At 64.3% G+C, this 11,251-nt stretch carries 11 protein-coding genes; 9 read left to right on the top strand and 2 right to left on the bottom strand.

Going from position 1 to position 11,251, the window contains the following annotated elements; genetic code table 11:
• Window positions 1–362 precede the first annotated feature (362 nt).
• From VFW69_RS11550 to VFW69_RS11530, 5 genes are all read left to right on the top strand, one after another.
• Complete coding sequence (locus tag VFW69_RS11550; RefSeq protein WP_526501286.1) at window positions 363–1,280, top strand: DMT family transporter; 918 nt, start codon at window positions 363–365, stop codon at window positions 1,278–1,280.
• A gap of 274 nt (window positions 1,281–1,554) precedes the next feature.
• Window positions 1,555–2,469: a metal-dependent hydrolase gene (locus VFW69_RS11545; RefSeq protein ID WP_526501284.1), complete on the top strand. Its 915-nt coding sequence runs from the start codon at window positions 1,555–1,557 to the stop codon at window positions 2,467–2,469.
• On the top strand, window positions 2,466–2,654 hold the full coding sequence (locus VFW69_RS11540) for a ferredoxin (protein WP_424055759.1): 189 nt from the start codon (window positions 2,466–2,468) through the stop codon (window positions 2,652–2,654). The genes VFW69_RS11545 and VFW69_RS11540 overlap by 4 nt, the downstream gene beginning before the upstream one ends.
• Before the next feature lie 4 nt (window positions 2,655–2,658).
• Window positions 2,659–3,876, top strand: coding sequence for an NAD(P)/FAD-dependent oxidoreductase (locus VFW69_RS11535; protein ID WP_526501281.1), 1,218 nt, complete (start codon window positions 2,659–2,661; stop codon window positions 3,874–3,876).
• A 48-nt stretch (window positions 3,877–3,924) separates the two neighbouring features.
• A complete protein-coding gene (locus VFW69_RS11530) occupies window positions 3,925–6,129 on the top strand; it encodes a hypothetical protein (protein WP_526501279.1) in 2,205 nt (734 codons plus the stop codon).
• Here the strand turns inward: VFW69_RS11530 and VFW69_RS11525 are convergent.
• On the bottom strand, window positions 6,126–6,341 hold the full coding sequence (locus VFW69_RS11525) for a hypothetical protein (RefSeq protein WP_526501277.1): 216 nt from the start codon (window positions 6,339–6,341) through the stop codon (window positions 6,126–6,128). The genes VFW69_RS11530 and VFW69_RS11525 overlap by 4 nt on opposite strands.
• Before the next feature lie 582 nt (window positions 6,342–6,923).
• Between VFW69_RS11525 and VFW69_RS11520 the strand changes: the two genes are divergently transcribed.
• The gene (locus tag VFW69_RS11520; RefSeq protein WP_526501288.1) at window positions 6,924–7,118 is read left to right on the top strand and encodes a long chain fatty acid-CoA synthetase Faa4p; all 195 of its coding nucleotides are present in this window, start codon (window positions 6,924–6,926) and stop codon (window positions 7,116–7,118) included.
• A gap of 4 nt (window positions 7,119–7,122) precedes the next feature.
• On the opposite strand, the gene VFW69_RS11515 is transcribed toward VFW69_RS11520, so the two are convergent.
• On the bottom strand, window positions 7,123–8,574 hold the full coding sequence (locus VFW69_RS11515; RefSeq protein ID WP_526501275.1) for an aldehyde dehydrogenase: 1,452 nt from the start codon (window positions 8,572–8,574) through the stop codon (window positions 7,123–7,125).
• Window positions 8,575–8,758: 184 nt separating this feature from the next.
• Between VFW69_RS11515 and VFW69_RS11510 the strand changes: the two genes are divergently transcribed.
• The 3 genes from VFW69_RS11510 to VFW69_RS11500 all read left to right on the top strand — a co-directional run.
• Window positions 8,759–10,027 carry an aromatic ring-hydroxylating oxygenase subunit alpha gene (locus VFW69_RS11510; protein WP_526501273.1) on the top strand — a complete coding sequence of 423 codons (1,269 nt, stop codon included), beginning with the start codon at window positions 8,759–8,761 and terminating at the stop codon, window positions 10,025–10,027.
• Window positions 10,024–10,359 carry a hypothetical protein gene (locus VFW69_RS11505; protein ID WP_526501271.1) on the top strand — a complete coding sequence of 112 codons (336 nt, stop codon included), beginning with the start codon at window positions 10,024–10,026 and terminating at the stop codon, window positions 10,357–10,359. The genes VFW69_RS11510 and VFW69_RS11505 overlap by 4 nt, the downstream gene beginning before the upstream one ends.
• A partial coding sequence (locus VFW69_RS11500) for an amidohydrolase family protein (protein WP_526501269.1) occupies window positions 10,356–11,251 on the top strand: 896 nt, incomplete at its 3' end. The genes VFW69_RS11505 and VFW69_RS11500, both read left to right, overlap by 4 nt.

Raw genomic sequence — 11,251 nt, 5'->3', positions numbered from 1 at the left:
CAGCTAAGCAGCGTTTTGCCTGGTCAAGGCAGGGGTTCGAGTCCCCTTAGCTCCACTTAAAAAATGCGCATTCGCGCGTCCGGTGCTCGTCATGATTCCAAGCCGCTGCCGCGCCAGCATGAAGGTCACGGTCTCGCGGCTGTGCAGGCTATGAGGGCTCATCTTCGGCCGGGGAGTCGTCTGAGACAAACTCCGCGGCGTCACAGATGTCGTCTATTCGTGACCTCATCGTGGGACCGATAGGCCGGATGGTGGCCGGGCGTCCTTGAGTTCGGTCGGTAGCGTCGTCGGGTACAGATCTCCGACGGTCGCAGACATCCGCATAGGTGTGCGACGGACCGAACATTGCAGAGAGGTCAGCTATGTCAAAGGTCGGTATCGCGCTGGTGCTCGCCCTATGCGCGGCACTGGCATCGGCGTTTGGGAATGTGATTCGTCAGCGCTCCGCGCAGGAGATCACCGACAAACCAGTCGGCCATCTCGCACTGTTCCGCAAGTCGTTGGGCGACACTCGGTGGTGGTTGGGCAGCGCGGGTGCCGTCGCCAATTACGGCCTGCTGGCCGCGGCGTTGGGGATTGGATCGGTAATGCTGGTGACGGCGCTGCAGGTGACGGCGTTGCTGTTTGCTTTGCCGATCTACGCACGGCTCACGCATCATCGGGTAACCCGCCGGGAGTGGATGTGGGCCGCGCTGCTGGCAGTTGCGTTGGTTGCGTTCATCACGATCGGCCAGCCGGAGGCGGGGCGCTCACGGGGGTCACTGACAACATGGATCGTGGTGGCCATGGTGATAGGCCCGGTGTCGATGTTGTGTGTCTTGGGCGCGCGGATTTGGCCGGATCGTCCGCGCGCGGCGGTGCTTTTGGCGATGGTGGCAGGTTTCTCACTGGCGGTGTTCGCGGTGCTGACCAAGGGCGTTGTCGATGCGGTCGGCGACGGTTTCGGTGCCCTGCTCCGCGCGCCCGAACTGTATGTCTGGATACCGACCGCACTGGCCGGGATGATCTTTCAGCAATCGTCATTCCGCGCCGGCGCGTTGACTGCCTCGATGCCAACAGTGATCGTGGCCGAGCCGATGGTGGCTTCGGTGCTGGGGGTCATCGTGCTGGGCGAGACGCTGCACGCCACGGGTCCCAAGGTTTTCGCCCTGGCCGCCGCAGTGCTGGTAGTCATCGTCGCGACCTGGGCCTTGGCCCACGGCAAGGCCGCCACACTAGCCGCTCGCACCGGAAGCGATGTGAAAACTACCGCCGAGTCTGAGCTGCCGTCGGACCGCTAAGCTGCAGACACCGTGGCACCAGCTACCCCGCAGTGGGAGGCGAGCCTCACTGCCACGACACCATCGTGGGCGACTTTCGTAACCAGCAGGGAAGCTCTCAGCATCCTGGTACCGCTGGTATGCATATCCGGCCCCTCGCGCGGGTACGCCACTGAGTGAACGGTTGTTCGCAGTGAAACGTCGCCTGCAGTCCGGTTCGGGCGCGGGTTGACTTGTTTCTTCGAAGCAAGATCGACCGACTAAAGCAACGGTCGGTCGGCGGGAGGAGTTTCTCATGCCCGAGGTCCAACTTCATCACGACGGGCACCCGCGCTATCGCCGAATGGTGCGCTTCGACTGGTCGGAGACACCACTGCACTGGGTGCCCGACGACCCCTTCGCAACACACATGATGAATGTGCTGCATCTGCTCCTCCCCGAAGGCGAGCGGCACTTCATCAAAGCGGTCCTGGAAGCGTCGTCGCTGGTTGACGACCCAGAGCTGGAGGCGGCGATCAAACCGTTCATCCAGCAGGAATCCTGGCACGCCTGGGCGCACCAAGTGGTGCTCGACCATTTGGCCGAACAAGGCATCGACACCAAGCCGTACACCTCGCGACTCCGGAAAATGCTTTCGGTGGCGCTGGGTGATCCGCCCAAGTGGTTTCCGCCGGCGATGAAGCGGTGGTGGCTGTATCGGCGCCTGGCCGACGTGGCGGCGCTGGAACATTACACCGCGATGTTGGGCCAATGGGTGCTGCAGAACCGCGGTCTGGATTACGCCGGCACCGACCCGATGATGCTGGATCTGCTGCGCTGGCACGGGGCCGAGGAGGTCGAACACCGCTCACTGGTGTTCGACGTCTACCAGCACGTGTGCGGCAACTACTTCATCAGAGCCTTCTCGATGTTGATGACCACCCCGCTGTTTTACGGGTGGTGGATTGCCGGAGCGAAATACCTCATGGCCCAGGACCCGACCATCGATCAGAAGTGGCGCTGGCGCGATTGGTGGCGTGCGGCCCGGGAGTACAAGTTGCCCGGTCCTTGGCAGCTGATGGTGACGCAACCCGCCAGGTACATGCGGCCTTCTCATCATCCGGGTCCTGAAGCGGTCACGACGATGGCGGTCGAGTACATCAAGAAATCGCCGGCAGCCAAGGCCGCCCGCGAACGGGCTCAGCTAGAAGGAAGGGTCGCAATTCGATGAAGGTTTCGGTGGATCTTGATACCTGCGACGGCAACGGTGTGTGCATGAGCCTGTGCCACGAGGTTTTTGACGTACGAGAAGACGGACTGCACCTGCTCCAAGAGCAACCGCCGCGAGAGTTACGCGGGCCGTTGAAGGCCGCCGAAGTGTCCTGCCCCACCCAGGCGATTGTGGTGGAGGAGTAACGCGATGCCCGCGAATCGTCAGTTACAGCAAGTCGTCGTGGTTGGTGGCGGCGTAGCCGGGATGCGGGCGGCGGAGACACTACGACAGGACGGCTATGAAGGCGCCCTCACCATCGTGGGCGCCGAACGCCACGCCCCCTACCACCGACCGCCGCTATCGAAAAAGCTGCTCAGCGGTCAGGTGCACCGAGCCGGCATCGACATGGCACCGCAATTCGACATGGATGCGCGGGTGCTCCGAGGAGCCACTGCGCTCGGACTCGACACGTCCGCAGGTACCGTCCTAGTCCGCGACGACGGGCAGAATTCGTCCTTGGAGTTCGACGGAGTCGTCATCGCCAGTGGCGCCGAGCCGCGCGAATGGCCGGGCGGCCCGACGCCCGACGGGGTGCTTCTGCTGCGGACGGTCGAGGATTGTCTGACGATTCGAGAACGACTCGGCTCGCGTCCTCGGGTCGCCGTAGTCGGCGGTGGGTTCATCGGTAGTGAGGTCGCTGCGACCTGCCGAACGCTTGGTCTGGATGTGGTGCTGATCGAGAAGGCTTCCGGCCCGCTTGTTCAGGCATTAGGTGCGGAGCTGGCGCCGTGTTGGGCGAAGTTGCATCGCGAACACGGTGTGGACCTGCGCGTCGGCGTGGGTGTCGACGGATTCGTCGGCAACGGACGGGTGGAAGCAGTTCGACTCACCGACGGTTCGCAGGTCCCAGCTGATGTCGTCATCGTCGGGCTCGGCGTTACTCCCGCCACCGCCTGGCTGGAAGGCTCGGGTCTGCATTTAGACGACGGGGTGGTCTGCGATGCCACTGGCGCCGCCGAGGGCAACACCGGCGACGGCAATGTAGTTGCCGCCGGGGATGTGGCGCGCTGGTGGCATCCGCTGTACGAGCGCCATCTGCGTACTGAACACTGGGACGACGCGTCACGTCAGGGCGAGGCCGCGGCCCGCACACTACTGGCCGGGCCCGAACATGCCGAAGCCTTCGACGCGGTGCCGTATTTCTGGTCCGACCAATACGATGTCAAGCTGCAGATGCTAGGCGTGCCAACCGATTACGATGCTGTCGAGATCATCGAAGGCAAGCCGGACGCCTGGGAGTTCGTCGCCGCTTACGGGCGGGGCGGTCGCACCATCGCGATGCTCGGGACGATCCCCGGCCGGGTATATGCCTATCGGGAGGCCATCGAGAAGCGCGCCGCATTTCCGCCGAGCCGTCCGGATTAGCAAAGGTGGACTCGACTCGAGACACGCATTTTTGGGTACAGCATCCACATGCATCGCCCCGACACGATCATCGAAATTCATCGCGAACGCGTGCAGGATCAGACGGTCGAGATGTTCAGCGGCGACAAGTACACGCAGTCCGTCGACGGCACCGGCTACTCCGCGACGGCCACCCTTGACCTCACCCTGGATCGCGTCTGGTTCATTCAAGACTGCCATCAGCGGCTGTGGCAGGAGGAAGCCAACGGTGAACCTGGCGATCCCTTGCGGCACTTCGCGATAGACCTGGTGATATTCGATTCAAAGATCGTCATCGATTCGGTTACCTGCATCCCCCTAGTATCGCTGCCCCCGGCTACTATCACGATCCCGGATGGTCCACGTGCCGGAGAGTCGCGCGAGATTGCGTACAACGAGATTCCGCTATTCGGGCGGTTGACAATTCACGATCAGCTCGAGCCGCACCAAATAGAGCCGGGCAAGCAGACGATCGCACTGAACTTCAGATCACAGGACGCTCCTGTGCTGGTGGCCACCCCGATGCCGGACCAGCACGCCGGGTGGCTGTTCGGTCCGCATGTCGAGCGCCGTGACGACGGGGTCACGGTCTTCGCCGGGCAGGATCCGCGGATCAGCTGGGAACTCGACTACGCCGAGGCATACTTCATAACCCACAGCATCGCCGGGGGGCTGATGGTGAACCTGGAGAAACTGCAGCACCCCGGCCTCTCCGACGATGAGGCCCGAACCAGGGTGTTGGACTCGCTTGCCGCCCAAATCGCCGATGCGGTCCGCCCGCAGTTGGAGGCGATGGGAGACAACGGGATTCAGGCGCTCCTCCCGTCGCCGGTGGACGTCGACCCCGAGGCGCAAGACGACAGTACGGTCAAGGAACTCGACGCAATTGTGCAGCGCTTCGACATCGGCGAGACCACCCAGGAATCCATGGTGGTGCAGCTGCAGACACTTCGCGAGTTGCCGCCCGGTGAGGAGTTGCCCGCGTCGGTCCTCGCCGAAAACCCTCGTGAGAGAGCGGCTTTGGCCGCTACCGGGTGGAGCATTCTGCGGCAGGTCCGTGACACCGTGATGAACAGTTTCGATCTCGACGAGAGCGACTTCGACCCCGATGCGCCATGCGCGCTGGCGGGTCCGAAGACCATCAGCATCGGCGGACAGGACCGCAGCCTTGACGCTATCGGCGCCGACATTGTGCCGCGAACCGAGGACGGCCGATTGGTCATCGATGGCACCGTGAGCGCCGAAACCAAACTCTATGACTTCAAGGCCACCTTCAAGGTGGTGTACGAAATGGGCCTCGGTGACATCCCGCGCGATCCGAAGGACAAAGAGCTGCTGCGAGAGGACGTCGACACCATCGAGCTTCTCGAGCAGACGCTGAGCCTGGCCGGTCATAAGAAGCGCGCCCGCCATCTCAGCACCGAGGAATACGAAGCGGAAGTCAAGCGGGTCAGCGAGAGATTCGATCGATTACCGCGCACCGTGGGGGTGCGGCCGGCGCAGAACTCTGAGCCGGATGTGAATGCGGACTTCAGCCTGACCGCGGCCGGCAAAGTTGCCACGGCTGCAGGTGCGGCGGCTGTCGTCGGTCTGCTTGCGCTCCCGGTGACTTGGGTAGCGGGGGCTGCTGGGGTGGGAGCCGCCGGGGCGGGCGGTTTGTTGGCCGCGGCGATCGCGCAGTACATCACCACCGTCCTGACCATCGACTGGTTCGGCACCGGCATCGGCTCTCGTCAGGTCAAGAAATCGCTGAACGACCAACCCGAGGGCACATCGCTTCCCCCGATCGGGATGCCGGTCGACCTGGACCTCAACCGCCAACGCCTCGCGGTGTACTTCCGGCCGGTGCCGGCGAAATTGTGGATTGATTGCGTCATGGCCGACGTGGACGAAGACCACGCGGGTGATGGGGACGGCATTCGGGCCGTCGGTGGCCGGTGGCCCACCGACGGCCACCCGTGGCGGCTTTCGCACGATGATGCCGTGTTGTTCGTCGACTCCGACGAACTGCAGCTTCTCGTCGATCCGGCCAGTGGGTGCGGCGACGAGTTACCTATTGGTGTTGATACCGAAGAGGGCCGACTGCGCCGCCTGCGGGTACAGAGCGATCCCGAAGCACTGCGCCGGCTTCCGCAGTGCTCTCTCGACGCCGTCAAGGCCGGAAAACAAAACCGCAGTGACGCGCGGGACGACCGTAGCGAGACGGAGCGAAACCGCCGGGGCGAATGCGGCTAGCAGAATGCCGCGGCCGAGAACCACCCACCGGCCACAAGCGCGATGAGGAGCGCGGCGGTGGTTTGCCCCATCATCGCGGCCGCGATGACGCCCACGATCGCGCAGATGAACACCGTGACAGTCAGGACGGCGACGAGGAGACGGTGCGAATTGACGGCCGCGCCGGCACGAGGGGCGATGACGGCCTTTCTAGAGCGATCCACGCCAACCATGAAATCTCCTCGGTTGTGATCTGTGCAACATGTGACTCTCAGATGTGGTCCACATCACATCACGCCACAGAGGGCGGACCTTGTGCTCGATGCTCAATCGGACGCCGCCATGGCCGAGCGAATTCGAGCGACACGGCCGAGTTGTCCGTCCAGCTCGGCCAACATTCCATAACGGTCACCTGCAGCGTCGGCTACGGCGTTGGCCTGCGAACAACCCCATCGACAGGCTTGTCAATCGTGCCGATCACGTCCTCGACCTCGTCAGACCTAACAGGCGAAATCGCTTCAAGCCGAACACGATTGAGCCGCGCGACCCCAGGCCGCGCCATTCTCGGGTGGTCCGGCGCAACAAGTGAATCGAGTCCCGCCCCAACATGGCGAAGCGCGATCCGCACCGACCGATGGTTCGCCGTTATCAGGCTGAGATCGTCGATTAGGTTTTCGCCTCGATGCGGATTAATCTTGCCCGCGGTTCGTCCGCGACTCAGGAAAGCAGCCATGTCTGTTCAGCCCACTCTGCTGCGCCGCCAACCGCTGCGCAGTGCCCGCCGACAGCGCGTCGCTCCCCGCGTGAAGCGCCCGATGGTCGGCCAGTGCTTCGATATCGAAATCACTCGCGACGCGGACGGATGGATGATCCGGATTCCCGAGATCGCCCGGGCCACCCGCGCCACCGGCAGGACCGCCGTGGAACCGGCGGCACGCGAGTGCATCGCGACCTGGACCGGCATCCCCATCGGGTACGTCGCCGTGTACGTCGCGAGCGAGACCCGCTAGTTTTCTAGCCGCCCGGCGCGATCGCGATCGATTTCGTGTCGAGGTAGCCGTCGAGCCCTTCGGGTCCGAGTTCTCGGCCGTAACCGCTGGCTTTGACGCCGCCGAAGGGCGCAAACGGATCCATGGTGTAGCCCTGGTTGATGCCGAGGGTGCCGGTGTGGATCCGCGTGGCGAGTGCCAGGGCCCGGTCGGTGTCGTCGCCCCAGACCGATCCGGCCAACCCGTAGTCGGAATCGTTGGCGATCTGGACTGCCTGTTCCTCGTCGCGGTAGGGGATGACCGTGATGACGGGGCCGAAAATCTCTTCGCGTGCGATGCGCATGGCGTTGTCGGCGGCCGCGAACAGGGTGGGTTTCACGTACCAGCCGCGGTCGAGTCCGTCGGGCATGTCGGCGCCGCCGACGATCAAGCGTGCCCCCTCCTGCTGACCGACGTCGATGTAGTCGCGCACGCGCTGTTGCTGGCGACGAGAGACCAGGGGACCGAGCTGGGTCTGAGGATCGCTCGGGTCGCCGACGCGAAGGCCGGCCATCTCGGCGGCAAGCGCATCGACGTATTCATCGTGACGGGCTTGGGGCACCAGAACGCGCGTCAGCGCATTGCAGATCTGCCCGCTGTTGGACAGGCTGGCCGATCGCACCCCGGCGGCGACCTTGTCCGGCGCCGCATCGTCGAGCACCAGGGCCGCGGACTTGCCGCCGAGTTCGAGGCTGACCTTCGTGAGGTTGGCGGCGCAGGCCGCGGCGACGGCGCGGCCGGCCGTGGTGGAGCCGGTGAACGACACCTTGTCCACTCCGCGGTGGGCGACGAGGTAGGCGCCGAGCGCGGCGTCGCCGGGGAGCACGCTCACCACGCCGGGTGGCAGACCGGCCTCGTCGAGTATCTCGCCTAAAAGCAGCGCGTCCAAAGGGCTTTCGGGTGCGGGCTTGAGCACGACGGTGCAGCCGGCCAACAGCGCGGGCACCAGTTTGGTGACGATGAGGAACTGGGGCATGTTCCAGGGCACGATCGCCGCGACGACGCCGACGGGCTCTTTGCGGACCAGCAGGTCACTGCCGAAGAACCCGGGCCTGCTCTCCTGCCACTGATGGCGCTCGGCCAGGTCGCAGAACGCGCGGATCATGAATGCGGGCAGCCCCACCTGTGCGCGCTGGGCGAAGCTGATCGGGGCACCGATCTCGGCGCTGATGGTGTTGGCCATCTCGGGGCGGCGTCGGTCGTAGATGTCAGCCAGCCGCCGGATGGCGGCGATCCGTTCCGACGGCTCGCTGCGGCCCCACGGCGCCGAGGTCAAGGCCACGCGCGCGGCGCCGACCGCGGCGTCGACGTCGTCGGGCCCGGCCGCGTCGACCTCGGCGACGGGTTCCTCGGTATGAGGTGAGATGACCTGCACGACGCCGGCCTGCGGCCGCGCCCGATCGATTCCGGCGGTTTGCACTCCGAGGTTGTGGTCCATCCGTGCCTCCCGAGGCCAATATCAACTACTTGCTATTGATGGGGTCGAGGATATACCGTCGGCCGTGACGGAGCTCTCAGGGATCGGTGAAACCGGTGCGCAGGTGGTTGTTTCGCGCAAACAGTACTGCGGTGCGTGGCTGGGAGCGAAGGTTCGGTGAGATTGGACTGCTTAAGGAGCGATCATGGCTCGATTCCCCAAACCGCCGGAGGGTAGCTGGACCGAGCACTACCCCGAATTGGGCACCGATCCGGTGTCTTACGAGGACTCCATCAGTCCCGAGATCTATGAGCTGGAGCGCGAGGCCATCTTCAAACGGGCCTGGCTCAATGTCGGTCGCGTTGAACAGCTTCCGCGCAAGGGCACTTATCTCACGCGGGAGCTGAAGGTCGTCAACACGTCAATCATTCTGGTCCGCACGACATCTGGTGACGTCAAGGCCTACCACAACGTGTGCCGACACCGCGGCAACAAGCTGGTGTGGAACGACATGCCGCAGGAAGAAACGCGCGGCGTGTGCCGGCAGTTCACCTGCAAATACCACGCCTGGCGCTACGACCTGGACGGCAACCTCACTTTTGTGCAGCAGGAGGAGGAGTTCTTCAACCTCGACAAGAGTCGCTACGGCCTGGTGCCGGTGCACTGCGACGTGTGGGAAGGCTTCATCTTCGTCAACGTCGCCAAGAAACCCGAGCAGTCGTTGCGAGAGTTCCTGGGGCCCATGATCACCGGACTGGAGGGCTATCCCTTCGACAGGATGACATCCCGCTGGTACTACCGCTCGGAAGTCAAGGCGAACTGGAAGCTCTACATGGACGCGTTCCAGGAGTTCTATCACGCGCCCGTGTTGCACGCGAACCAGTCGCCGACCGCGTACTCAAAGGCGGCCGCTGAGGCAGGTTTTGAGGCCCCGCACTACCGGCTGGACGGGCCCCACCGGCTGGTCAGCACCTCGGGGGTGCGGGCCTGGGAAATGGCCGACGAGATGCGCAAGCCGATGGAAGACATCTGCCAGAGCGGGCTGTTCGGCCCCTGGGACAAGCCGGACCTTGGGCCGATGCCCGCCGGGCTCAACCCCGCGAAATGTGATCCGTGGGGCCTGGACTCGTTCCAGCTGTTCCCCAACTTCGTCATCCTGTTCTGGGGCCAAGGTTGGTATTTGACCTACCACTACTGGCCGACGTCCTACAACAGCCACGTTTTCGAAGGCACGCTGTACTTCCCGGCGCCGCGCACTCCGCGCGAGCGGGTGGCCCAGGAGCTGGCGGCGGTGTCGTTCAAGGAATACGGGTTGCAGGACGCCAATACCCTGGAGGCGACGCAGACGATGCTCGAATCGCGCGTGATCGACACGTTCGTGCTCAACGACCAGGAGATCCTGTTGCGTCACCTGCACAAGGAGACCGCGGCCTGGATCGATGACTATCGCCGGATTACTACGGCAGGAGTGTGAACACGATGCCGATGCTGCCTGCCGAGTTCGCCGACCTCGAACGGTTTTCAGACTGGTGTCTGCCCAGCGAATCCGAACGCTACGCCAAGAGGCTGGCCAGCTCCATGACGGAAATGAAGGCCTTTTACGACGCGATCACCGCGCGGGCCGAAGAGGCTCTGACGTTCTGCGACAAGTTTTCTCTCGACGACTTGCCCGACGATGTCCAGAATCTGATGCACCTGCTCTATTCCATGATCATGGTGTCGTTCCCGGTGGAATGCTGGAAACAGCCCCGCGTGCCTGATTCGGGTGCGTCGACGCTGGACTGCGTGTCCGAGCCCGTTCCATGATCTCCGTGCTGCGCGCGGCGCGATGGGGTGACGTCGTGACCGGTCAGATCCATACGCCGGCGGAAGTGGTGATCGACGGGGAACGCATCACCGCGATCAATCCTCAAGAGCCGCTACCGGATTCGGCGACCGTCGTCGACCTCGGCGACGTGACGCTGCTCCCGGGCTTGATGGACATGGAACTCAACCTACTCATCGGCGGGCCGGGCGGCCCCGAGGGCCTGCCCGCGCCCATGCATGGCGTGCAGGACGACCCCGCGTATCGCACGTTGCGTGGCGCGGTCAACGCGCGCACCACCCTGGAGTCCGGGTTCACCACGGTGCGCAATCTCGGGCTTATGGTCAAGACCGGGGGATATCTGCTCGATGTCGCGCTGCAGCGCGCGATCGACCAGGGCTGGCACATCGGGCCGCGCATCTATCCCGCGGGGCACGCGGTAACGCCGTACGGCGGGCACTTGGACCCAACGGTCTTCCAGCGGCTGGCTCCCGGGATCATGCCGCTGTCGGTGGCCGAAGGCATCGCCAACGGTGTCCCCGACGTAATTGCCTGCGTGCGTTACCAGATTCGGCACGGCGCCAAGCTGATCAAGGTCTCCGCTTCGGGCGGAGTGATGTCACACAGCACCGCGCCCGGCGCGCAGCAGTACTCCGATGCCGAGTTCGCCGCGATCGCCGACGAGGCCCATCGGGCAGGAGTCCGGGTGGCCGCGCACGCCATCGGGGACAGCGCAATACAAGCGTGCATTCGCGCCGGGATCGACTGCATCGAACACGGCTTCCTGGCCAGCGACGAGACCATCCAGATGATGGTCGACCACGGCTCGTTCCTGGTGTCGACCACGTATCTGACCGACGTCATGGCCATCGACCGCATCGCACCGGAGCTGCG

It is taken from the genome of Mycobacterium sp., assembly GCF_036273375.1.
In the GTDB taxonomy this organism is placed as follows: Bacteria; Actinomycetota; Actinomycetes; order Mycobacteriales; family Mycobacteriaceae; genus Mycobacterium.
The sequence above is the reverse complement of the archived record's forward strand: the minus strand, read 5'-3'. Positions and strand labels throughout refer to the sequence as shown.

Coding starts and splice junctions, on each gene's coding strand:
- VFW69_RS11525 (WP_526501277.1), bottom strand. CDS start 6,341: ATGGTTGGCGTGGATCGCTCTAGAAAGGCCGTCATCGCCCCTCGTGCC.
- VFW69_RS11510 (WP_526501273.1), top strand. CDS start 8,759: ATGGCTCGATTCCCCAAACCGCCGGAGGGTAGCTGGACCGAGCACTAC.
- VFW69_RS11520 (WP_526501288.1), top strand. CDS start 6,924: ATGGTCGGCCAGTGCTTCGATATCGAAATCACTCGCGACGCGGACGGA.
- VFW69_RS11550 (WP_526501286.1), top strand. CDS start 363: ATGTCAAAGGTCGGTATCGCGCTGGTGCTCGCCCTATGCGCGGCACTG.
- VFW69_RS11535 (WP_526501281.1), top strand. CDS start 2,659: ATGCCCGCGAATCGTCAGTTACAGCAAGTCGTCGTGGTTGGTGGCGGC.
- VFW69_RS11530 (WP_526501279.1), top strand. CDS start 3,925: ATGCATCGCCCCGACACGATCATCGAAATTCATCGCGAACGCGTGCAG.
- VFW69_RS11540 (WP_424055759.1), top strand. CDS start 2,466: ATGAAGGTTTCGGTGGATCTTGATACCTGCGACGGCAACGGTGTGTGC.
- VFW69_RS11515 (WP_526501275.1), bottom strand. CDS start 8,574: ATGGACCACAACCTCGGAGTGCAAACCGCCGGAATCGATCGGGCGCGG.
- VFW69_RS11545 (WP_526501284.1), top strand. CDS start 1,555: ATGCCCGAGGTCCAACTTCATCACGACGGGCACCCGCGCTATCGCCGA.